The sequence below is a fragment of the Achromobacter sp. 2789STDY5608621 genome (assembly GCF_001299375.1).
GTDB classification, from domain to species: domain Bacteria; phylum Pseudomonadota; class Gammaproteobacteria; order Burkholderiales; family Burkholderiaceae_B; genus Achromobacter; species Achromobacter insuavis.
This window is the reverse complement of the sequence record NZ_CYTU01000004.1, coordinates 163,887-185,999: the sequence shown is the minus strand read 5'-3', so window position 1 is coordinate 185,999 and position 22,113 is coordinate 163,887. Positions and strand designations below refer to the sequence as shown.

The following is a 22,113-nucleotide window of genomic DNA, read 5'->3' as shown; positions in this document are numbered from 1 at the left end:
CAGTCCGGGGATATTCCGGTCAGCGATCGCGTCGCCGCACCATGCGGCTGAAGCAGCGCATGACCGCCGCGACCGTGGTGGCTTCGCGCCAGTATTTGCGGCGCAGCGAGCGCAGCGGCAGCCACCAGGGCTGGACCACCACGTTGTCGGCCCAGGCCGGGCGCCAGCGGGGCATGTTGCGGGGGCGGTCGACGATGGTGACCGTCGACAGGCCGCAGCAGGAGGCCAGGTGGCCGATGCCGGAGTCGGTGCCGATGAACCAGCCGGACTCGTAGACCTCGGCGGCGACGCCATCGATGGATGGCGCCTCGACCAGGCCGACATGGGCCTGTTCCAGCAGCGGCAGCCAGTGGGCGCGTTCAGCGGGCGCCAGCACGAAGACCGGCTCGTAGCCCATGGCGCGCAGGCGGCGGGCGACGATCACGTATTTGCCGGGCGTCCAGCAGCGCTCGGCTTCGCTCGAGGTCGGATGCAGGATCACGCGCTTGTCATGGCGGCGGGCTTTGAAGCGGGCAGGGGCCCGCAGGCCGTTGTCGTTGCTCCATTCGGTCAGGCCGAAGGCGTCGACCGAGAAACGGCGGAATTCGTCCAGGATGCCGTTGGGCGAAGCGTGCCTGCGTGGCGCCGCGTGGATCTGGCCCCACTCCTTGGTGCTCAGGAAACGTGGGCAGACGCGGGTGAGGCCGTCGAAGGGGCTGTCCGGATCCATCTGCACGATGGTGTCGTATCCCGCCAGGCTGGCCGTGTCCGCCGGCAGGGGCTGGATGTCGAAATCGGGAAACCATTCGCGCAGGGCGTAGCCATGCACGCCGTACACGGTGATGTCGCGGCCGGCCTTGCGCAGATTGTTGGCGAGCGTCATCTGGTACAGCGAGTCGCCAAGACGGTTGGAGAGGACCAGCGCCACTTTGCCGGTCTGGAAGGAATGAGCGGTGCTCACGTTCGATTCATCCTCGTAGCTTTTGCAGCGGAGAATAACCGATTGTTTCTCCGGTTTTCGGAGGCCGCGTGCTGGCAGGCCTGTCAGCGGCGCGTGGGCTGGCCGGGAGTACGATTTCGGCATGCCTACGCCACCTTCTCAGCGAGCCCTGCTCTGGGTCGTTGCCGCCTGTTTCTTCATGCAGACGCTGGACACCACCATCGTCAATACCGCCTTGCCCGCGATGGCGCGCAGCCTGGGCGAAGACGTGCTGGCCCTCAAGCCCGTGGTGGTGGCCTATACGTTGACGATGGCGATGCTGACGCCCGCGTCGGGCTGGCTGGCGGACCGGTATGGCACGCGCCGCGTCTACCTAGCCGCGATCCTGGTGTTCGCGGTCGGCTCCGTGTTCTGCGGGCTGGCGCAGACCCTGACGCAATTGACGATCGCGCGCGTGGTGCAGGGCGTGGGCGGCTCGATGCTGCTGCCGATCGGACGCCTGGCGGTGCTGCGGCGGGTGCCGGGCGACCAGTACATCTCGGCCCTGGCGTTCGTCTCGATCGCGGGGCAGGTCGGGCCGATCTTCGGGCCGACGCTGGGCGGACTGTTGGTGCAGGTGGCCAGTTGGCACTGGATCTTCATGATCAACGTGCCGATCGGCCTGTTGGGATTGATTGCGGTGCGCCGCTACCTGCCCGAGGATGCGCTGGCCGATGTGGCGCCGTTCGACGTGCTCGGTTGCGGGCTGCTGTCGTTGTGCATGGTGTCCTTTTCCCTGGCGCTGGACCTGCCCGCCAGCGAGGGCCGCATGGCCTGGTCGTCGGCGCTGTTCGCGTTGAGCGCGCTGACCGTGCTGCTGTATGTGGCGCATGCCCGGCGGCGCGACAACCCGCTGTTTCAGCTGCGCCTGTTCCGCGAGCCCAATTTCAGCGTCGGGCTGGTCGGCAACCTGGTGTGCCGGGTCGGCAGCAGCGCGGTGCCTTTCCTGCTGCCGCTGCTGTTGCAGTTGCAGCTGGGCTATACGCCGTTGCAGTCCGGCCTGATGATGCTGCCGGCCGCCATCGCGGGCACCATCTCGAAACCCTGGATCGCGCCGCTGGTGCGGCGCTTCGGCTACGACACCTTCCTGCTGGCCAACACCGTGCTGGTGGGCGCCGCCATCATGTCATTCGCCGCGATCTCGCATGATTGGCCATTGCCGCTGCAGATCGCGCAGCTGGCGCTGTTCGGCGCGGCCAATTCCATGCAGTTCGCGGCCATGAACAGCGTCACCCTCAAAGGCCTGAGCACGCGCGATGCGGGCAGCGGCAATAGCTTGTTCTCGATGGTGCAGATGCTGGCCATCGGGTTGGGGGTGACCATCGGCGGCGGGCTGGTCGGCGTGTTCTCGGGCGCGGACAATGCCATGCTGGGGCGCGCGTTCATGCTGACGTTCCTGTGCGTGGGCGCCATCACACTGCTGTCGGCGCTGGTGTTCCGGCGCCTGGACGCCGAGAGCTTGAACGGCGCCGGCCGGCGCGCGGTTGGCTAGCGCGGCCAGGCCGTTCATCGCGCCCCGGCTCCTATCAGCCAACGGCGCAGGGGCGTCGAGTAATAACGCGCCACCAGTCCGCCCAGCATGGCCGACAGCAGGATCGCCAGCACGCTGGCGGCGGTCAGCGCGCCGGCGCGCCACCAGGTCGAGACGACGCCGCCGGAATTGCGGCAGGACGCGGCGGCCAGCAGCAGGACCGGGAACATGTGCGTCAGGTAGATCTCGTAGCTGTTGTGGCCGGCCCATCGCAACGCGGCGAGCAGCGGGTTGGGGCGGGCCGGGCGAGGGTGGCGGCTCCAGCCGATCAGCAGGCAGGCCACGCCGATTTCCAGCACCGTCACGTTCAGTCCCAGCGCGGTCAGCCCCAGCATGCTGGTGGCCTTGCGCAGGAAGAACACCAGCACGAACAGCGCGGCGCCGACCAGCAGCAGCTTGCGGCCTGCCTGGCCGCAGGCGGGCCGCGCGGCATACAGCGCGGCATACAGCGCGGCCAGACAACCGATGGCGATGCCGTCCATGCCGGCCAGGTAGGCGTGGTCGGCCCAGATCTCGTTGCGGGTGAAAGCGACGCGGGCGAACGGCCCGAGCGCGACGAACAGCAGCAGGGCCAGGAGCAGCGCGCGCTGGCCGGCTGCCAGCGACAACAGGCAGATCAGGGGGAATGCCAGGTAGAAGGCTTCCTCGATGGACAGCGACCACAGCACGTTCCAGGCCGCCGGCAGATAACCGACCTGGGCTTCCAGCCAGTTCAGATGCAGCGTCAGCGCGCTGATGGTGGCGTGCGCCAGGCTGGTGTTCTCGAGGACGAAGCCGGGCATCTCGATCGCGTGCAGCGTGGCCAGGATCGCCAGCAGCAACAGCAGGCAGGGATAGATGCGGGCGAAACGGCGGCGCAGGAACTGGCCCCAGGGCACGGCCTCTAGGCTGCCCCAGCGCTCGATGGCCGCGCGGGTGATGAGAAAGCCCGAGATCACGAAGAAGATGATGACGCCGTAGTAGCCGCTGCGATAGACGATATTGAAGAGGGCGGCGGGCAGCACCTTGCCCAGCAGGCTTTGCTCCTGCGGAATGTGGATCTGCACGTGCAGCAGCACGACACACAGGATCGAGATGCCGCGCAGGGCATCGATGGCGGGGTTGCGGTGGGCGCCCTGCACGGGGCGCGCGGCCCTGGGTGGTGGGGCGAAAGCAGGCATCGGTCAGTCCGGGTATGGAAAGACGCCATGCTAGCCAGCGCCCTGTTAGGGGATTGGGCGACTGTGTATAGATTTTGTAATGCCAGGGGCGAAATCCATCCGGCCCGCCGCGGCCCGCAAATGGAAGAGCGCCCCAGCTCGAGATGAGTCTGGGGCGCTCCTGCCCGGCTTCGCACGCGATGGGTGTCAGACAGCCCGGCAAGTCCAATCTACTGCCGCCCCAGAGGGTCGGCAATAGGGAAAACCCGATAGAAATTAGGGGGTTACAACATTTTCCAGCGTGCCGCTCCCGCTGGGGGCGGCGCGGCGATGACCGCTGCCAGGCGCATCGTCAAGGCCTTGGGATGAATTCATCCAGCTCGGCATCTGCGAATTGTGGCGTTTTTCCCGTGCGCTGACACTGGATCCCTCATTTCATCGCGAGCGGAGATCGGCAGTGTTGGGATATCTGAAGCGTCAAGCCGGACAAGGCATGACGGAATACATCGTGGTCGTGGCGCTGGTGGCGGTTGCGGCGATCGCCGTCTACCAGGCCCTTGGCCAGGTGGTGCGGTCGCAGACGGCGGCCATGGCGCGCGAGCTGGCGGGCGAGGATGGCAGCGCCCAGTCGAACGCCGCGAGACTGGCGGTGCAGAAGGCAGCGGGCCAGACCAAGGCGCGTTCGCTCAAGTCCTTTACCGGCAACGCGGCGGCCGATCAATGACGGGCCCGGTAACGCGCGCCCGGCCGCGCATCACCCAACGCGGCCAGGCGCTGGTGCTGGGCATGATGCTGGCGGCCACGGTCTCGGCGGCGCTGGCCATGCTGTACGCGCTGGGGCGCACGGTCGAGGCGCGGGCGCGGCTGATCCACGCGGCGGATGCCGCGGCCTACAGCGGTGCGCTGGAGCAGGCCCGTCAGTTGAATTTCCTGGCTTATGCGAATCGCACGCAGATCGCCCATCAGATCGCGATGGCGCATCTGGTCACGCTGGGGGCGTCGTTGTCGTTCGAGCGCACACTCGCCGGCCAGCGCCGACGCAACAATCCGCCCGCGCGCTTGCTGTCCTCGCTGTTTGGCCGTGACGTCGCGCTGGCCTATGGCGCGGCGCGCACCGAGCCCGGAGCACAGGTCGAGTTGATGCGCGCCTACGCGGAACATGATCGTATCGTGCATGAGGTGCTCGAGGCGGGTGCGGATTCCGCGGTGGCGGGGGTGCCGGCCGCGCGTGAGCGTCTCATGCGGGCAGTGCTGCGGGCAAACTATCCGGCCACCGGCGCGTCGGGGCGGACAGATTCAGCGGCCGCGGCGGCCAACGCGCCGACGATCCGTCTGCTGAGCGATGGTTGGCCGGAATTCCTCCTGCACCGTGCGGCGTTGCCCGGTAGCGCCCTGCGCCTGGCCGTCGAGCGGGCCGCCGGGCGCTACGGCTTTCTCGGCAACCGTGATGGGACGCGCGCCAATCTCACGACCGTCAATGCGCAGTGTCCGCTCGCGCGGCATCGACTGCGTCGCCGTGGCGCGACCTGGCTCGGCGCGGACGGGCGTTGGGGGGCGCTGGATACGCAGTCGTTCCATTCCCAGCGCTTCAACCGTTGGGCGGGATGCTACTACCGGGAATATGCGATGGGTTGGGGCGTGGTGTCGGGGCCGGGATCCGCAGGCCCGGATGGCCTGGAATATGTCGAGAATCCCCCTGGTGATTTCACTTCCCAGGACTTCTGGCAGTGGGTGCGGCGGTCCACCGCCTGGGATGTCCGTGACGGCACGGGCAATCCTCTGGCCAATTCCTACGCCATGGCGCAGGTGCAGCCTTGGCCCGGCTTGGGCTTGCCCGGCTACTACGACGTGGCGAGCGTGCATGGCGCCGATCCGCTGCGATTCGCCTTGGCGGTCAGCGTGGCGCACGATGGGCTTGGCGATACGGTGGCTGCGGGCGCTGCCGCGTCTGTACGCGGGCCTCGCGGCGGGGAAGCGGGTCTGGGCGGGCCGTTGGTGGTCACCAGTGCTGCCGAGACCTACTACGCGCGGCCCGAGCCGCGTGCCGACGGTCGCGAGGAACTGCCGACGTTGTTTCGTCCGTACTGGCAGGCCCGGCTGGCCGCGGTAAGGCCAGAGGAAGCCCTGTGGGCCCGGGAGGCGCCATGAGCATCCTCCGTGCATGGCAACGCGGCCAGGCGCTTGTCGAGGCGTTGGTGCTGTTGCCCTTGTTGATCTTGTCCTGCATGGCTGTGGCGTGGCTGGGCCAGTTGCTGTTCATCGCGCAGGCGGCCGGCGTGGCCAGCCGCTCGGCCGCGATGGTCGCTGCTGCGGGTGGGGGCATCCCCGCACGATCTGGCGCGCTGGTGTTGGCTCGGTCGTCCGTCGATGCGGAGGACTCTCGCCTGGCGCCCCGGCTGGCGGAGTGGCTGGGCGCCGATGTCCGTCAGGTGTCGGTCACGGCGCATGCCGAGGTGGCGGGCGCCGGACCTTGGGGGGCATTGCGTATCGAGCGGCGCACCCGCGTCGCGGCCGGCGCCGGTAACGCGGATGGCGATGAGGATGTGAGCCGCCGTATCGGGGCGGCGGCGATTTCCTGGGCGCAAACGGCGCAACGTTCCTTGTCGCTGGCGCGCGAGATCAGTGGTCAGGTGATGGTTGCGGATAGACCCTGGAGTCGGCCGGCGCTTTCTCAGGACTGGTTGTCTTCATGGGCCGACGTGGCGCCAGAGCAAGGATTGGCGCGAAACGGGAGGGCGACGCGATGAATGCGCGGTCATTCTTCGGCGGGCTGCGGCAGAGCCCCTCAGTCCACGGACAGCCGCGCGCGGCGCAGCGGGGCTCTGCATCGCGCGTGCTGGCCGCTTCGGCATTGACCGTGTGGGTGGCGCTGGCCTGGCCGGCGGCCTTGGCTGGAGCCGCCACGCAGGCCTCCCGCGCATCGTCGAGCCCGGTATCTCCGGCCGGTTTGCGGTTTCCTCCCGGCTCTCGGGTCGAACCCTTGGCGGATCGCATGTGGCTGAATGGCGCCGCGATGCAGGCATTGATGTTCGATGCGCCCGTCGATGTGCCGGAACTGATCCGGGTTCTGTCGCGCCAGCAGTCCGCGTTCAGCGATCTCCTGATATTGCCGGGGCAGGCGATCCTGTCCGGTTGGGTTGGCGATGCCTTGTGGGTGGCGCGCATGGCCAGCCCCGGGGGCGGTCGTAGCGTCGGCAGCGTGTCGTCGATCACGCCAGCGGCCAAAGCTGTTACTGACATGTCCGCCTGGTTGCCGGCCGATGCGCGGCTGATGCTGGACTTCGCGGTCGAGCAGGCAAGCGGGACCGTGGCCGAGTCGATCTGGTGGCATCTTCTTGCGCCGTCGCGGTTGGCGCCGTTGTTGCGGCAAGGATTGCTGCGCGCGGGTTGGCGGGATCTCGACAGTGATCGGGCCGTGGCCTGGCAATCATGGCGGCGGCGCGACGAGCGCCTGCAATGGATGTTGACGCCGCTCGATGCCGGCAGTGGCCTGTGGATCCGGCGGTGGACGCCATGACGCGCAGGCTCGTCCCCGGCCCACGGCAGATTGCCGTCTTCCTGCTGGCTCTGGCGGCCGGCCTGTTGTCCGCATGGGCGGTGCGTGAGCATGTGCGGCAGCGTGTCGAGACCCTGGAAGCCGAGGGGCGTGTGCCGCTGGTCAGCCGTCTGGTCGCCGCTCACGACCTGGCGGCCGGTACGGTGCTGGAAGACCGACATTTGGCGGTGCGCGACATGCCCGCGCAATGGGCGCCGGCGAGCAGTCTCGAGCCGGGGGCCGTCGACAGTGTGTTGGGCATGCGACTGGCGGCGGCGCTGCCTGGCGGCGAACTGGTGCTCAATGCCTGCCTCGCGGCCGCTGATCCCATGGCCAAGCCGTCGTTGGCGTCGCGGCTCGAGGCGGGACAGCGCGCCTTCGTGGTGCCGGCCGCCGACCTTGGGAGCCTGGCCGCGGCGTTGCGGGTGGGAGATGCCATTGATGTCTATCTGACGCTGCCGCGTCATGGCCAGGAAGCTGTTGTGCCCGTGTTGCGAGGCGTGCGGGTGCTGACCGCGGCCGATGGGCTCCTTCCGATCACATTGGCGGCATCGGTGGATCAGATCACCAGCTATCTCATGGCCAGGCGGGCAGGCGCGTTGACCGCCGTGTTGCGTGATGCTGCAGACGTCTCGGATAGCGCTGCCCTGGCGCCCGCTGAATTGATGTCGTTGCTGAATGGCGATCGCCAGTCCCGGCCCGCGCCGCGGGTGGTCATCCTGTACGGCGACCGGCTGGGTGATCAGGCGCAGGCATCGAGTCTGCCCCCGACGGATCCTGAATCGGAGTTTCCATGAACATCGGAATGATCGCGGCGTGGTCCGCAATGTGCCTGGGGGCAGCCGCGTTACCCGCATGGTCCGCGGGGCAGACGCTCGACATGCAGGTCGGAGAGAGCCGCGTGTTGGCGGCGCCGGGCGTGACGCAGGTGGCCATCGGCAACGGCGAGGTGCTCAGCGCCGTCGCCACCGAGGGCCGCGAGGTCGTGGTCTTCGCGCGCGCCGAAGGCATGTCGTCGGTGCAGGTGTGGGCCGACGGCGGCGTCAGGACCTACTCGGTCGAAGTGGCGCCGGCGGGCGCCCCGCGGTTGCGGGCGGAAATCGAATCCTTGCTGGCGCGCATTCCCGGGGCGCGCAGTTCGGCGGTGGGCGGACGCATCGTGATCGAGGGCGATGACCTGTCCGATGACGACCGCGACCGGATCGCCGCGCTGGCGCAACGTTATCCCGAGGTCGTCGATTTCACGGGCCAGGTGGGCTGGGACAGCATGGTGCTGCTGGATGTGCAGGTGGTGGAAATCCCCTCGTCGAGGTTGCGCGAGATCGGGGTGCGGTGGGATGGCATGACGCAGGGCGGCCTCAATGCGGCGCTGGCATGGGATGCCGGGTCGCTTGGCCGCATCGCGCGGCCGGGTGAACAGGGGGTCGATGCGCCGGGGGCGCTGTCGTCCGCCGCCGGCTATTTCGGCGTCAATGCCCTGTTGTCCGCCCGCATTGCGGCGCTGGCCCAGAGCGGCGAGGCCGTCATGCTGGCGCAGCCGCAATTGCTGGCCCGCAGCGGCGCCAGCGCGACGTTCCTGGCTGGCGGAGAAGTGCCCTATGTCTCGACCGATTCGCGCGGCAATCCCACGACGCTGTTCAAGCCCTACGGCGTATCGCTGCGGATCACGCCGCGCATCGATCGCAACGGCGTCATCCGCTCGCTGATCGAGGTCGAGGCCAGTTCCGTCGACATGGCGCTGACAGCGGCCGGCGGGCCGGCGCTGCGCACGCGCCGGGCATCCACCGAATTCAACGTGCGCTCCGGTGACACGCTGGTCATCGGCGGCTTCCTGTCGCGCGAGCGCGCCGACGATGCCAGCGGCATTCCCGGCTTGAAAGACATCCCCATTCTCGGCGCGCTGTTCTCGTCGCGGCGCTACCAGCTGCGTGAGACCGAGCTGGCCATCTTCGTGACCCCGCGGATCGTGTCGCGTAACGAGTCCGCGATGGCGGATCGGGTGCGGCGCGCGCGCGCCGTGGTCGATGTCGCCTTTCCGCAACCGTCCCGGTTGGGAACCTCACCACTCATGGACGCGGGTTGGAGCACCCGCGCCGGGGCGGGTTCGCAATGGGACAACGACAGGTCGGCGTCGGCGCCGGCCAACCAGGAGTAGCGCCATGCTTGAAATCCAGATGACCCTTGAAGATGCCGCCGTGCGGACCATTGTGGCTGCGATGCCGGTGTTGATCGGCCGCGGCGTCCATTGCGACCTGCGTATCGCCAATTGGCGCGTGGGCCGCCAGCATGCGCGGCTGCGGCGCGAGGCGTCGGCGATCGTGCTCGAGGACCTCGGCGCGCTTGGCGGCACCTTTGTCAACGGCTTGCGGGTGGCGCGCCATGTGCCGGTGGGGCCGGATGACGAGATCCTGATCGGTCCCTGCCGCCTGAAGGTGGCGCCCGCGCGGCGGGACGGCGGGAGCAACGCGGCGCTGCCGGCCGCGCCACCGTCGTTTCCCGTGCAGGAGGTGGCGGCGACCCCGCAGCCTGTCTCGTCGTTGCCCTCCCTGCAATGGCGTCGCCGGCTGCATGCCGCGCTGCTGGGCGCGCTGGACCTGCGCCGGCGCGACGTGGCGGGCATGAGCGACGCGATGCTGCGCGCCGAGGCCGCGCGCCTGTTGTCGCTGATCGTGGCCGACGATGCTGGCTTACCGCTGGCCGTCGACCGGGAGGCCCTGTGCCGCGAGGTGCTGGACGAAGCGGTCGGGCTGGGGCCGTTGGAACCGTTGCTGGCGGCGGCGGACGTCAGCGAGATCATGGTCAACCGGCATGACGAAATCTACGTCGAGCGCGACGGCCGGCTGTGGCGCCATGCCGGCGCCTTCACCGGTGAACAGTCGGTGCGCCGGGTCATCGAGCGCATCGTCACCCCGCTGGGACGCCGCATCGATGAAAGCTCGCCCATGGTGGACGCGCGGCTGCCCGACGGTTCCCGGGTGCACGCCATCATTCCCCCGATCGCGTTGAAAGGCGCGAGCCTGACCATCCGCAAATTTCCGACGCGCCGGCCCGGGATGCCGGATCTATTGGCGACGGGCGTGCTCAGCGATGCCATGGCGCGGTTCCTGACCCGATGCGTGCGCCTGCGCAAGAACCTGGTGATCTCGGGCGGCACGGGGACGGGCAAGACCACGTTGCTGAACGTCCTGTCCAACGAAATCCCGGAAGGCGAGCGCATCGTCACCATCGAGGATGCGGCGGAACTACGGTTGAGCCACGAGCATCTGGTGTCGCTCGAGGCCAGGCCGTCCAACCAGGAGGGGCGCGGGCGGATCGATATCCGCGAATTGGTGCGCAATGCGCTGCGCATGCGGCCGGACCGGATCGTGGTGGGGGAATGCCGCGGCGCCGAGGCCTTCGACATGTTGACGGCCATGAATACCGGGCACGAAGGTTCATTGACCACGTTGCATGCCAACTCCGCCAGGGATGCGCTGGCGCGCCTGGAGTCGATGGTGCTGATGGCGGGGCTGGACCTGCCGCTGGCCGTCGTGCGCGAGCACATCGCGGCCAGTATCGACATCATCGTGCAGCAGGCGCGATTGTCCGACGGGCGGCGCGTGGTGGTGTCCGTCGCGGAAGTCACCGGCATGGAGAGCGGGCGCATCCAGCTGCAGGAGCTGTTCCGGCATGAGCGCCATGGCGGATTCGCCGGGTGCGGCGTCGTGCCCAGCTTCGCGCAGGCATGGCAGGAGGCGGGCCAGGGCCTGGATGTGTCCTGGTTCGCCGTTGATCACGTGGCCGCGGGCGCCGGTTGTGCGGCGAGGCCGGCGTGATCTGGCTCGCCGCGCTTGCCGCCACGGTGTGCGTCACGGCATTGGCCTGGGGCGCGCAAAGCTGGCTCGCGCCCGCGCTGCGGCGCTACCGCGAGCATTACACGCACGAGGCGGAGGGGCGCCTCGGAGAGTTGTTCCTGTTTGTCGATCCGGCATGGCTGTGGGCGGGGCCGATGGCGCTGTCGGTCCTCGCGGCGGCGTTGGCCTTTATCGCCACATCCAGCGCCGCTGGCGCGGTACTGGCGGTCGCCTTGGCCCTGCGGACGCCACGCGTGCTGATGAACGCCTGGCGGCGACGGCGCATCCGGCGCTTCGAGCGCCAGCTGCCGATGGCCTTGCTGATGCTGGCGTCAGCCCTGCGCGCGGGCATCGCCCTGACGCCCGCGCTGCGGCAGGTGGTGGCGCAGGGCGATTCGCCGCTGGCGCAGGAATTTGAACTGGTGCTGCGCGAGCAGCGGCTGGGGGTGCCCTGGGACGAGGCGCTGGAGCATCTGAACACGCGGATGGCGGCCGACTCGACCACGCTCGTGGTGGTGGCGATGCGTGTCGCCGCGCAATCGGGCGGCGGTCTGGCCGAGGCGCTCGACGGCATCGCGCGGGCGGTGCGGGCGCGGCTGCAGTGGCAGGCGAAGGTGCAGGCCCTGACCTCGCAGGGCCGCATGCAGGCCTGGATCGTTGGCGGGCTGCCGGTGTTGCTGTTGGCGGTGCTGAGCCGCCTGGAGCCGGACGGCATGGCGTTGCTGTGGCATACGAGGCAAGGCTGGATGGTGCTGGCGTTGCTGGCAACGCTGGAAATCGCCGGCATCCTGCTGATCCGGCGCATCGTCCGGATCGATTTCTGAGGGAGGACGGCGATGGGGCTGTATCCGCAAGCCTGGCGCATGCGTCTTGCGGCGACGGCCGCCAGGGCGGGGTTGCCCGCGACCATGCTCGGCGAGGGCATCGTGATACTGAGTCTGTTGGCCGCGATGGCGGGCACCGCACTCGCGGGCCTGGCCGTGTCGTTGTTGCGAGGCAGCGGCATGTTGACCGGGCCATCGCCGACGGATTCAGGGGCCGCTGGCTACGTCGCGTGGGGCGTCGTCGGCGCGCTGATGGCGGGCGCTTTGCCGGGAATATGGCTGCGAGGCCGGATACGGAAACGTCGGCGGCGGATCGAACAGGGCTTGCCGTTCGTCCTCGATCTGATGACCTTGTGCGTCGAGGCTGGCCTGAGCACGCATGGCGCCCTGCGAATGGCCGCCACGAATGGCCCTCCCGGACCGTTGCGCGACGTTCTGGGCGAGGCGCTGGCGGACATGCGGGCCGGCCTGTCCAGGGCCGCCGCCCTGCAGGCCCTGGCGGATCGTTGCGGCAGTCCTCTGGTGCGTCAGTGGACCGCGGCCCTGGCCCAGGCGGACGCCCTGGGTATCAGCCTGGGGCCGGTATTGCGGGAGCAGGGCAGGCTATGCCGCAGCGAACGCGCGTGGCGCGCCGAACGGCTGGCGTTGCAGGCGCCGGTGAAGATGCTGTTGCCGTTGATCGGCTGCATCTTCCCATGCACTTTCATCGTGCTGGCGTTTCCGATTGCCGTGCGATTGCTGCAGGGGGGCTGGTGAGCGCCCGCCTGCCTTTGCCGCGGGCGCGATTGCGGCTGCTGCGGGTCCGGAGCTGGCCGGGCCGGATGCGCGGATTGCTGGGACGCCGGCCGCCGGGACCGCGTTCGGGCCTGTTGCTGGCACCTTGCCGGGCGGTGCATACCTTTGGCATGCGCCATGCCATCGACGTGGTGTTCGTGGCGCGCGACCGGCGGGTGGTGAAGGTGTGCAGGGCGCTGGCGCCCTGCCGGGTGGCGTTATGCCTGGGCGCCGTGGCCGTTGTCGAGGTTCGGGCTGGGGCTGTTGATGCCGAACACGGAGGTATACGACGGATAGAAGCTGCAATAGAACACGCCTGCCGCGGCGATCGTGAACGGGATCTGCAGCGTGCTGGCCAATTGCGGCGACAGGCCGAGAGCGACCAGCAGCCCGGAGCACAGGTCCAGGAACAGGGCGATCAGGACCCAGGTGGCGGCGTAGACCAGGAACGCCCACTTGTTGCGCCAGCAGGCGATGCCGGAAAAGAACAGCGCCTGCGTCAGCCGCAAGCCATGCCAGGCGACCAGCACCGGCGCATACCAGAACAGCGCCGCGATCACGATATAGAGAATCGTGAAAATGATGAGCGGCGCGCGCAAGGCCATCAGGATGGGTTCCATGCTGTTCTCGATGGACGCGATGCGCATGCCTTCGTTGAACGCGGCCGAGAACGGCAGGAAGGTGGCGAGCCCGGCCGCCAGGCTGACGGCCGCGTACAACAGGCCCATCAGGAACAGTTTGCGGAACACCCCAGGCTGCTTGAGTGGCTTGGCCCACATGGAGGGCAGCATGACCCGGTCCGCCTCGACATGCTTGCAGGCCGCCAGGCTCATCAACGTGATCGACGGCATCAGCGCGATGAACAGGATCGGGCCGACGATCTGTGCGGCGAAGGCGAAAATGACCAGGAGACTGTTGACCAGCGCCCAGGTGTACATGGCCAGGGGTTGCTTGCGGAACAGACGGAAGCCGTCTCGGACCCATTGCCAGCCGGAAGACGCGGGTAGGAATGCTGCTTGCATGGCTCTCTTGGGGAGTGATCTCTCAATAAGGGACGTGCTACCCCCAATTATGGGGGGCGTAACGATTACGGCAATACCGGCAGGCCCGGGCGGTGGCGCGCTTGCAACACTCTTTCGAAATGGCGGGGGTCGTGCGGCTTGAGCGTCTGGGCCGGGCGCGGCAGGAAAAAGTCGTACAGGCGCGACAGCCAGAAGCGCAGGGCGGCGGCGCGCAGCATCAGCGGCCAGGCCTGGCGCTCGGCGTCGGTGAACGGGCGCACGCGGGCATAGGCGTCGAGCCAGGAGTCGACCAGTTCGGGGACGAATTCACCGGTGTCGCGTTCGATGCACCAGTCGTTGACGCTGACCGCGACGTCGAACAGCCAGGTGTCGCAGCCGGCGAAGTAGAAGTCGATGATGCCGCCCATGAGCGGATCCTCGAAGGTGCCGGCGAACAGCACGTTGTCGCGGAACAGGTCGCAGTGGGCCGGACCGGCGGGCAGCGTTTGCCAGGCGGGGCTGGCGGCCGCGGCCTGCTGTGCGGCCAGTTCGGATTGCAGCAGCTGCGCCTGGCCGGCTTCGAGGAAGGGCAGGACCTTGGGCGCGGTCTCGGTCCACCAGGACAGGCCGCGCAGGTTGGGCTGCTGGATCGGGAAGTCCCGCGCCGCCAGGTGGGCGCGGGCCAGGGTGGCGCCGGCCAGCGCGCAATGGGCGGCCCCCGGGGCGGGTTCGTAGCCGCCGGGCAGGCGCGAGACGATGGCGCAGGGCTTGCCGTGCAGCGTGGTCAGGCGGGTGCCGTCGCGCAGCGTTTGCGGTTGCGGCACGGGGATGCCGCGGCTGGCCAGGTGGTACATCAGTTCGATGTAGAACGGCAGCTGGGCGTGCGTCAGCACTTCGAACAGCGTCAGCACGTACTCGCCGCGGCTGGTGTACAGGAAGTAGTTGGTGTTCTCGATACCGGCCGTAATCCCGCGCAGCGAGACGAACTCGCCCAGGTCGAAATGCGCCAGCAGGGCGCGTGCATCGTCATCGGATACGGGGGTGAATACGGCCATTGATCTACGAGAAGAGGGGAGTTGACGGACGTGTGCCACGGACGCGGGCGCGTGCTTGCGCGCGGCGGCGGCGCAATTTTAGACCACATGGCCCGGGGCGGTGGCGCCGTCGTTGGCCAGCTTGCCGGGCAGAATCCCGCCAAGCACCGTAAAATACCGCATCCCCTTGTTTTGACGAGTGATTCTTGGACTCCCCCGACTGGCGGCTGTGCGTCGCCCCGATGATCGATGTGACCGACCGGCATTGCCGCTATTTCCACCGGCTGCTGGCGCCGCGCGCGCGTCTGTATACCGAAATGATCACCACCGGCGCCTTGCTGTACGGCAACGTCGCGCGCCACCTGGACTTCGACGAGGCCGAGCATCCGGTCGCGTTGCAGCTGGGCGGCAGCGAGCCGGATGCGCTGGCGCAGTCGGCCAGGCTGGGGCGGCAGTGGGGCTATGACGAAATCAACCTGAACTGCGGTTGTCCGTCGGAACGGGTGCAGAAGGGCGCGTTCGGCGCCTGCCTGATGGCCGAGCCCGACCTGGTCGCCGACTGCATCAAGGCGATGCAGGACGCGGTCGACATCCCGGTGACGGTCAAGCACCGCCTGGGGCTGGACTATGACGAGTCCTACGCCTTCGTGCGCGATTTCGTCGGCAAGATCTACGACACCGGCTGCCGGGTTTTCATCGCCCATGCGCGCAATGCCGTGCTCAAGGGCCTGTCGCCCAAGGACAACCGCGAGATTCCGCCGCTGCGCTACGACGTGGTGCGCCAGCTCAAACAGGATTTCCCGGACTGCGTCTTCGTGTTGAACGGCGGGCTGGCCGATGCCGGGCAGTCGGTGCGCGCGGCCGCCGATTTCGACGGCGTGATGCTGGGCCGCGCGGCCTGGCATACGCCCCGGGTGCTGTCCGAAGTGTCGCTGCAGCTGTGGCCGTCGGTGCGCCTGCCCAGCGATGCCCAGGTGGTCGACGCGATGATGGAATACGCCGCGCGCCAGGTGGCGCAGGGCGTGCCGCTGCGGGTCATGACGCGGCCGATGCTGGGCCTGGTGAATGGCCAATCGGGCGCGCGGCGCTGGCGCCGCATGTTGTCGGATCCGGCGCTGCTGGCCGCGAACGATCCTGCCCTGATCTATGACGCCTGGCGCAGCCAGCGGCATGCGCCGCCGGAGCGCGGCGCCGCGCTGGCGGCGGCGCCGGCGGGCGCCTGAACGCGCATCGTCCCTGAATGCAACAACGCCCAGACGGCCGCGAGGCCGCCTGGGCGTTGTCCATTGGTCGATCGCCGGGCCCCGGCGATGACGCCGCCGCCCGGCAACCGCCGGTGGCTCAGGACTGGGTCGATTCCGCGCTTTCGGCGGGCCAGTCGCGGATGTAGGCCTTGAGCATGTTGTTTTCGAACTGCTGTGCCGCCACGATGGCCTGGGCCATGTCGTAGAACGAAATCACGCCCATCAGCGTCGGACCGTCCATGACGGGGATGTAGCGCGCGTGCTTTTCGAGCATCAGGCGCTGCACTTCGTCGGCGCTGGTGTTGGGCGACACGCTGACCGGCGCGTCGTCCATGATGGAACGAATGGTGGTTTCGCCCGCGCCGCCATGCGCGTGCATGTGGCGGATGATCTCGCGGAACGTCAGCATGCCGACCAGCGTGCCGAATTCCATGATGACGAGCGAGCCGATATCCTGCTCGCTCATGGTTTGCACGGCCTGGGACACGGGCATGTCCGGCGATGCCGTGTAAAGCGTGTCTCCCTTGACGCGCAGAATCTCGCTGACCTTCAACATCGGTTTCTCCTGGGCGGTGGTGCCCTGATTGCTATTTCTTGTTCGCTTCCAGCTGCAATACCGGGGCGACGCCATTTCCGGTATTTTGCGCTTCTCCGCAGAGTTCTTCCAGCACGGGCGTATTTTCCCGGGAAATCACGGCCGCCGCGACCCGCAGGATTTCGCCGTCGTCGCGCACTCGCGGCTGGCCGCGATCCAGCAGGAAACGGTCGACCACCGGCTCCAGCGAGGTCTCGCGGGCGTCGCAGGTCAGGACCCAGAGGTCGTCCGGGGTGCGTGTGACGAGGTTCATGTCACACAGGGTTTCCAGGACGTCGTTCAATTCATCCTGGTGCAGTTTCAGCTTCGAGGCCAATTGGCTGGCCGGCAGGCCGGGGGGCGTGCGGGACTGGGCGCGGCGCAACGTGCGCAGGACCTCCACCGCGTCGACGAAGGGGGCGCCCGCGTAGCGGTTGAATTCCCAGCGTCCCAGGCGGATCAGCGGGGCGCTGGCGGCCAGGGTGGCGCCCAGCAGCACCGCCAGCCAGGACAGGTAGATCCACAAGAGGAAGATCGGCAGCGTGGCGAACGCGCCGTAGATGACGGTATAGGTGGGGAACCGCGTCAGGTAGTAGGCGAAGGCGGACTTCATGACCTCCAGCGCGAGCGCCGTCACGCAGCCGCCGATGAGGGCATCGCGCCACAGCACCTGGCGGTTCGGGACCACCACGAACAGGGCGGCGAAGCCCAGGGCGGTCAGCACCAGCGGAATGAACGAAATGGCGACACTGACGATCTCGGGCACGTCGCGCACCAGTCCCAGCGATTCGCGCGCCACGAACGAGGTGGCCCAGAGGCTGGCGCCCGCCACCACCGGCCCCAGCGTGATGACGGCCCAGTAGACCAGCGCCCGCTGCGGCAGCGGCCGCTGCCGCGTGACATGCCAGATGTCATTGAAGGCCGTGTCGATCGTCATGATCAGCAGCAGCGAGGTCACCAGCAGGAACGCGCCGCCGATCGCGGTCAGGCGCGAGGCCTGGCGGGCGAACTGGTTCAGGTATTCCATGATGTTGTCCGAGACGGACGGCGGCATCAGGCTGTTGGCGAGGAAGTCCTCGAGCGCGACCCGGAATTCCTGGAACACGGGAAACGCGGTGAACAGCGACAGCACCACGGCCAGCATCGGCACGATCGCCAGCACCGTGGTGAAGGTGAGGCTGGAGGCGACCTGCAGCAGCTTTTCTTCGTCGGCGCGCTGCGCGGTGAAGACAAAGGCACGCCCGACCCGCACCGCCCACGATGCGCGCGGGTGCGGGGGCTCGGGGGCCGCCGTCGCGGCGGCGGCGGGCTCGGCGGGGCGGTTCATCAGGCGATAATAGCAGCATGAACCCTGAACTCAACCCCCGCTTGCGCCTGGCGGCCTCGCTGTCGCTGTTCGCCCTGATCGTGCTGTGCGTCACCTGGGAAACGCTGGTGGCGCCGCTGCGCCCGGGCGGCTCCTGGATGCTGCTCAAGGCGCTGCCGCTGGCGCTGCCGCTGCGCGGCATCGTGCGCGGCAACCTCTATACGTATCAGTGGGCCTCGATGCTGTCGCTGCTCTACCTGATGGAGGGCGTGGTGCGCGCCATGTCGGATCCGGCGCCGCTGTCGGTGCTGATGGCGTGGGGCGAGATCCTGCTGTCGACGGTGTTCTTCGTCAGCGCCATTTTCTACGTGCGGCCGGCCAAGCGGGCCGCCAGGAGCCAACGCGCATGAGCGCCCATTCCCTGTCCGAACTGCAAGCCGTCAATTCGTTCGCGGCGCTGCCGGCCGCGTTCTACACGCGGCTCGAGCCGCAACCGTTGAACCAGCCGCGGCTGTTGCACGCCAACGCCGAGGCCGCCGCCTTGATCGGGCTGGACCCGGCCGTGCTGCGGACGCCGGAATTCCTGCGGGTATTTTCCGGCGCGCAGCCGCTGCCCGGCGGCGATACGCTGGCCGCGGTCTACAGCGGCCACCAGTTCGGCGTGTGGGCCGGACAACTGGGCGATGGCCGCGCCCATCTGCTGGGCGAAATCCAGGGGCCGGCGGGCGCCTGGGAATTGCAGCTCAAGGGCGCCGGCAAGACGCCGTATTCGCGCATGGGAGACGGCCGCGCGGTGCTGCGCTCGTCGGTGCGCGAATACCTGGCCAGCGAAGCGATGCACGGCCTGGGCATCCCGACGACCCGCGCGCTCGCGCTGGTGGCCTCGGACGATCCGGTGTGGCGCGAAACCGTGGAAACGGCCGCCATCGTGACGCGCATGTCGCCCAGCTTCGTGCGCTTCGGTTCGTTCGAACACTGGTCTTCGCGCCGCCAGCCGGACCTGCTCAAGACGCTGGCCGACTACGTGATCGACCGCTATTACCCCGAATGCCGGGCCGTGCCCGCCGGCGAAGCGCCGAGCGACACCGCGCCCTACGTGCGCCTGCTGCGCGAGGTCACCCGCCGCACCGCATTGCTGATGGCGGACTGGCAGGCGGTGGGGTTCTGCCATGGCGTCATGAACACCGACAACATGTCGATCCTGGGTCTGACCCTGGATTACGGCCCCTATGGTTTCATGGACGGTTTCCGGCTCGGCCATGTCTGCAACCATTCCGATTCCGAAGGCCGCTATTCCTGGAACCGCCAGCCTTCCGTGGCGCTGTGGAACCTCTACCGCCTGGGCGGCAGCCTGCATACGCTGGTGCAGGATGTCGATGCCCTGCGCGCGGTGCTGGACGAATTCGAGGGCGTGTTCACGCGCGCCTTCCATGACCGCATGGGCGCCAAGATGGGCCTGGCGGCCTGGCTCCCGGCGGATGAACCGCTGCTGGATGACCTGCTCAAGCTGATGGACGCCAATCAGGCCGATTTCACCCTGACCTGGCGGCGGCTGGCGGACGCGGTGTCGGGCAACCGCGCGTCGTTCCAGGACCTGTTCATCGACCGCGAGGCCGCCGCGGCCTGGCTCGACCGCCTGCTGGCGCGCCAGGGGCAGGACGGACGTCCGGCGGCCGAGGTGGCCGAGGCCATGAACCGGGTCAATCCCCTATATGTATTGCGCAACCACCTGGCCGAGGAGGCGATCCGCGCCGCCAAGGCCGGCGACGCCAGCGAAATCGAGACGCTGATGACGTTGCTGCGCGCGCCGTTCACGGCCCGGACTGGCTACGAAAAGTACGCCAGCCTGCCGCCGGACTGGGCCAATGGCATCGAGGTCAGTTGTTCGTCCTGATGTTCGTTGTGCGCGCGTATTGATGGCAAAGCGGCATTTTGAGTGCGGAAAATACGGAAAATTGGCGCATTGAGACGAAAAATCGCGGTTTTTTTCTCTGCAATCATTCGTTTCCATTGTAAAAGTCGTAAGATTGTCGCCTGCGGGACACTCAGGATGGCATGCCTGTCACTGGGGCATTTGTCGACAATTTTCAATATAAAAGCACTCTGAATATGCCTGGCGCAGATGGTTTGCTGTGTATCGGCCTGCTTGAGGATGATGCGGACTTCCGGGAGGAGTTGGCGTTGGGCCTGGGCGGGTACGGTTTCCGTGTGGCGTTCGCCTGTGACAATGCCGCGGCGTTCTACCGCCGCTTGCAGGAACAACCCTGCGATATCGTCATACTCGACGCCCATCTTCCTGGAGAGGACGGTTTTTCCGTGGCGACGCGCCTGCGCGCGCTGAGCCCGGTGGGGATCGTCATGCTGACGGGCCGCAGCGCGCTCGAGGACCGGGTGCGCGGCCTGGAAGGCGGCGCCGATGTCTACATGACCAAGCCCGTCGACCTGCTGGAACTCAGTTCCGTCATCCGCAGCCTGGCGCGCCGCATGCGCCTGGCCAAGTCGCCGCGTCCGGCCGATGCCGAGACCCGCGCGGCGGCGGCTGACACCTCCTGGTCGTTGCAGGATGGCGGCTGGATCCTGGTGGCGCCGGATGGCGCGTCGCTGCACCTGAGCGCCCAGGAACGGACCTTCCTCATGGCGTTGATGGACGCGGCCGGTTCGGCGGTCAGCCGCCAGGCCCTGGCCGAGCTGTTCCTGCCGGATAGTCCGGGCGGGTTCGAATTGCGCCGGATCGACGTGCTGGTCAGCCGGCTGCGCGCCAAGGCGCAGAGCGCGGGCCTGAAACTGCCGGTGCTGTCAGTGCGCGGCCAGGGTTACGTGTTCGCGGCCTGAGCCTGCGTGTCCGGCCCGGGAGGCCGGGCGGGCAGGGTGATGACGAAACGCGTCCCCACGCCCACTTCGCTGTGCATCGCCAGCGAGCCGCCCTGGCTCTGGCAGATGCGCCGCGCCAGATACAGGCCGATGCCCATGCCCTGGGTTTCACGATGGGCCGCGCGGCGAAAGCGCGGCTCGAAGATGCGCGCCTGTTCCTCCACGCCAATGCCGGGGCCGCGATCGGTCACGGCCACCCACGCCATCGGCACGCCCTGTTCCTCGGCCTGGCCGGTTTCGATCCGGATCGGCTCGCTGGCGGGCGAGTATTTGACGGCGTTGTGGATCAGGTTGCGCACCACCACGCTGGTCAGCGCGCGGTCGCAATAGACCGGCAGCGCCGCGCCGCTGGTCTGCAGCCGCAACGCGTGGGCGGTATCGGGTTGCATGGCCGCGACGACGTCGCCGGCCAGCTCGGACATGTCGGTCTGTTCGCCGCGCGGGGTCCAGGCCTGCTCGCCGAGCCGGTCCTGGTTGAGCAATTGTTCCATCAGTTCCGTCATGCGGGTCACCGACCGGTGGATCCGCGCCAGCCGGTTGTCGACGGCCTCGCCGCTGCCGGACAGGATCATGTCGAGCGATTGCGCCGCGGCGCTGATGGTGGCGAGCGGGGCGCGCAGTTCGTGTGAGATCAGCGCGTTCATTTGGCGTTGCGCGTCCAGCGCGCCGGTCATTTCCACCAGCCGCAATTCGCCCTGGACCAGTTGCTGGGCGTCATCCGCTTCCTGGCGCGCGGGCTCCGTCTGAACCCGCCGTTCCAGTCCCGCCAGCAGCAGGGTGGCCAGCGCCAGCAGCAGCCGCGCCAGCGGCACCAGCGGACCGCCCTCGGCGGGGGCCGACCAGGCGTCGTGGGCCAGGATCCAGACCGATGACAGATGCACCGCGCCCAGCGCCAGCGTCGCGGCGCGGCGCGGGGAGGGGCGGGCGGCGGCGGCCAGGAACCAGGCCGCCAGCACCGCGCTGGCGGTCGCGCCGGCGCCGGCGATCAGCGTGGGCATCAGGCCGCCATCGGTGTCATAGACGAAGATCAGCGCCAGCGCGGCCAGGCCGGTCAGCCCGATGCAGGCCCAGCGGCAGGCGGTGGCCAGCCGCGCCGCGGCCGGTTGGCCGGCCGTGATGAGGGGCACGGAAAGGGCCAGCAGCGCCGCGTACGAGCCCGCCTGCAGCGCGCCCGCGGGGAACAGGGTGGGTTGGGTGCGCAGGATGCCCTCGACCAGCGCGAAGGCCAGGCCGGCGCCGTAGATCGCGGCGCGGGTGTAGAACCAGGCGATGAGGCAGGCCACGGCGCAGGCCAGCGCGATGCCGGCCGTGAGGCCGATCAGCAGATCGGCGGATGCGTGACCGGGCGCGTCGGCCAGTGCGGCGCCGGGCCACGCCAGCAGGCCTGCCAGCGATCCGGGCCATGCGCGGCGCGCCGCGCGCGGGGCGGCCGCGCGGTCGGCGCGGCGTTGGCGCGAGCGCCAAAGGGTGCGAAGAAACAATCCTTCCG

The 22,113-nt window shown here is 68.5% G+C and carries 22 protein-coding genes and 1 pseudogene; 15 read left to right on the top strand and 8 right to left on the bottom strand.

Translation table 11 applies throughout. The annotated features are described in order from the left end of the window. Positions 1-19 precede the first annotated feature (19 nt). Entirely contained in the window at positions 20-940 is a 921-nt protein-coding gene (locus tag AOZ53_RS06715) for a glycosyltransferase family 9 protein (RefSeq protein WP_054432471.1), read from the bottom strand. Between the two features lie 121 nt (positions 941-1,061). On the opposite strand from AOZ53_RS06715, the gene mdtD reads away from it, so the two are divergent. Continuing rightward, on the top strand, positions 1,062-2,450 hold the full coding sequence (mdtD, locus tag AOZ53_RS06710) for a multidrug transporter subunit MdtD (RefSeq protein WP_054487339.1): 1,389 nt from the start codon (positions 1,062-1,064) through the stop codon (positions 2,448-2,450). Between the two features lie 14 nt (positions 2,451-2,464). Here the strand turns inward: mdtD and AOZ53_RS06705 are convergent, their stop codons facing one another. After that, the gene (locus tag AOZ53_RS06705; protein ID WP_054432469.1) at positions 2,465-3,649 is read right to left on the bottom strand and encodes an acyltransferase family protein; all 1,185 of its coding nucleotides are present in this window, start codon (positions 3,647-3,649) and stop codon (positions 2,465-2,467) included. A gap of 472 nt (positions 3,650-4,121) precedes the next feature. On the opposite strand from AOZ53_RS06705, the gene AOZ53_RS06700 reads away from it, so the two are divergent. From AOZ53_RS06700 to AOZ53_RS35220, 10 genes and pseudogenes are all read left to right on the top strand, one after another. Further along, complete coding sequence (locus AOZ53_RS06700; RefSeq protein WP_054432468.1) at positions 4,122-4,352, top strand: hypothetical protein; 231 nt, start codon at positions 4,122-4,124, stop codon at positions 4,350-4,352. Further along, positions 4,349-5,776, top strand: a complete 1,428-nt coding sequence (locus AOZ53_RS06695) for a hypothetical protein (protein ID WP_054487337.1) — start codon at positions 4,349-4,351, stop codon at positions 5,774-5,776. Before AOZ53_RS06700 ends, AOZ53_RS06695 begins: the two co-directional genes overlap by 4 nt. Then, on the top strand, positions 5,773-6,375 hold the full coding sequence (locus AOZ53_RS06690; RefSeq protein ID WP_156333290.1) for a pilus assembly protein: 603 nt from the start codon (positions 5,773-5,775) through the stop codon (positions 6,373-6,375). The genes AOZ53_RS06695 and AOZ53_RS06690 overlap by 4 nt, the downstream gene beginning before the upstream one ends. An 86-nt stretch (positions 6,376-6,461) precedes the next feature. Next, positions 6,462-7,145: a hypothetical protein gene (locus AOZ53_RS06685; RefSeq protein ID WP_231690581.1), complete on the top strand. Its 684-nt coding sequence runs from the start codon at positions 6,462-6,464 to the stop codon at positions 7,143-7,145. Next, entirely contained in the window at positions 7,085-7,960 is an 876-nt protein-coding gene (cpaB, locus tag AOZ53_RS06680) for a Flp pilus assembly protein CpaB (RefSeq protein ID WP_231690580.1), read from the top strand. Before AOZ53_RS06685 ends, cpaB begins: the two co-directional genes overlap by 61 nt. Then, positions 7,957-9,318, top strand: a complete 1,362-nt coding sequence (locus AOZ53_RS06675; protein ID WP_054487331.1) for a type II and III secretion system protein family protein — start codon at positions 7,957-7,959, stop codon at positions 9,316-9,318. The genes cpaB and AOZ53_RS06675 overlap by 4 nt, the downstream gene beginning before the upstream one ends. Before the next feature lie 4 nt (positions 9,319-9,322). Next, positions 9,323-10,978: an ATPase, T2SS/T4P/T4SS family gene (locus tag AOZ53_RS06670; RefSeq protein WP_054487329.1), complete on the top strand. Its 1,656-nt coding sequence runs from the start codon at positions 9,323-9,325 to the stop codon at positions 10,976-10,978. Continuing rightward, positions 10,975-11,820 carry a type II secretion system F family protein gene (locus AOZ53_RS06665; protein WP_054432495.1) on the top strand — a complete coding sequence of 282 codons (846 nt, stop codon included), beginning with the start codon at positions 10,975-10,977 and terminating at the stop codon, positions 11,818-11,820. The genes AOZ53_RS06670 and AOZ53_RS06665 overlap by 4 nt, the downstream gene beginning before the upstream one ends. 12 nt (positions 11,821-11,832) lie before the next feature. Next, a complete protein-coding gene (locus AOZ53_RS06660; protein WP_082385547.1) occupies positions 11,833-12,576 on the top strand; it encodes a type II secretion system F family protein in 744 nt (247 codons plus the stop codon). Beyond that, positions 12,516-12,806 (top strand): annotated as a pseudogene (locus tag AOZ53_RS35220) (DUF192 domain-containing protein); the annotation flags it as partial. The gene AOZ53_RS06660 and the pseudogene AOZ53_RS35220, both read left to right, overlap by 61 nt. 6 nt (positions 12,807-12,812) lie before the next feature. On the opposite strand, the gene AOZ53_RS34940 reads toward AOZ53_RS35220, so the two are convergent. Both AOZ53_RS34940 and AOZ53_RS06650 read right to left on the bottom strand, forming a co-directional pair. After that, positions 12,813-13,616, bottom strand: coding sequence for a BPSS1780 family membrane protein (locus tag AOZ53_RS34940; RefSeq protein ID WP_054432462.1), 804 nt, complete (start codon positions 13,614-13,616; stop codon positions 12,813-12,815). 65 nt (positions 13,617-13,681) lie between these two features. Continuing rightward, positions 13,682-14,650 (bottom strand): homoserine kinase, encoded by a 969-nt coding sequence (locus AOZ53_RS06650; protein WP_054474796.1) that lies wholly within the window; start codon positions 14,648-14,650, stop codon positions 13,682-13,684. Between the two features lie 185 nt (positions 14,651-14,835). On the opposite strand from AOZ53_RS06650, the gene dusA reads away from it, so the two are divergent. Continuing rightward, positions 14,836-15,852, top strand: a complete 1,017-nt coding sequence (gene dusA, locus AOZ53_RS06645) for a tRNA dihydrouridine(20/20a) synthase DusA (protein ID WP_082380353.1) — start codon at positions 14,836-14,838, stop codon at positions 15,850-15,852. Between the two features lie 118 nt (positions 15,853-15,970). Here dusA and AOZ53_RS06640 read toward each other — a convergent pair whose 3' ends face one another. Both AOZ53_RS06640 and AOZ53_RS06635 read right to left on the bottom strand, forming a co-directional pair. Beyond that, the gene (locus tag AOZ53_RS06640; RefSeq protein WP_006387928.1) at positions 15,971-16,429 is read right to left on the bottom strand and encodes a CBS domain-containing protein; all 459 of its coding nucleotides are present in this window, start codon (positions 16,427-16,429) and stop codon (positions 15,971-15,973) included. Between the two features lie 31 nt (positions 16,430-16,460). Next, positions 16,461-17,774 carry a YihY family inner membrane protein gene (locus AOZ53_RS06635; protein WP_054487327.1) on the bottom strand — a complete coding sequence of 438 codons (1,314 nt, stop codon included), beginning with the start codon at positions 17,772-17,774 and terminating at the stop codon, positions 16,461-16,463. A 17-nt stretch (positions 17,775-17,791) separates the two neighbouring features. On the opposite strand from AOZ53_RS06635, the gene AOZ53_RS06630 reads away from it, so the two are divergent. Next, positions 17,792-18,163: a DUF2069 domain-containing protein gene (locus AOZ53_RS06630; protein WP_054432458.1), complete on the top strand. Its 372-nt coding sequence runs from the start codon at positions 17,792-17,794 to the stop codon at positions 18,161-18,163. Beyond that, positions 18,160-19,647, top strand: coding sequence for a protein adenylyltransferase SelO (locus AOZ53_RS06625; protein WP_054487325.1), 1,488 nt, complete (start codon positions 18,160-18,162; stop codon positions 19,645-19,647). The genes AOZ53_RS06630 and AOZ53_RS06625 overlap by 4 nt, the downstream gene beginning before the upstream one ends. Here the strand turns inward: AOZ53_RS06625 and AOZ53_RS34935 are convergent. Beyond that, positions 19,581-20,015, bottom strand: a complete 435-nt coding sequence (locus tag AOZ53_RS34935) for a hypothetical protein (RefSeq protein ID WP_231689970.1) — start codon at positions 20,013-20,015, stop codon at positions 19,581-19,583. The two genes, AOZ53_RS06625 and AOZ53_RS34935, sit on opposite strands and share 67 nt — an antisense overlap. Between AOZ53_RS34935 and AOZ53_RS06620 the strand changes: the two genes are divergently transcribed. Next, positions 19,929-20,585, top strand: a complete 657-nt coding sequence (locus AOZ53_RS06620) for a response regulator transcription factor (RefSeq protein WP_225856727.1) — start codon at positions 19,929-19,931, stop codon at positions 20,583-20,585. The genes AOZ53_RS34935 and AOZ53_RS06620 overlap by 87 nt on opposite strands. On the opposite strand, the gene AOZ53_RS06615 is transcribed toward AOZ53_RS06620, so the two are convergent. Next, the gene (locus AOZ53_RS06615) at positions 20,567-22,105 is read right to left on the bottom strand and encodes a sensor histidine kinase (RefSeq protein ID WP_054432456.1); all 1,539 of its coding nucleotides are present in this window, start codon (positions 22,103-22,105) and stop codon (positions 20,567-20,569) included. The genes AOZ53_RS06620 and AOZ53_RS06615 overlap by 19 nt on opposite strands. Positions 22,106-22,113 lie beyond the last annotated feature (8 nt).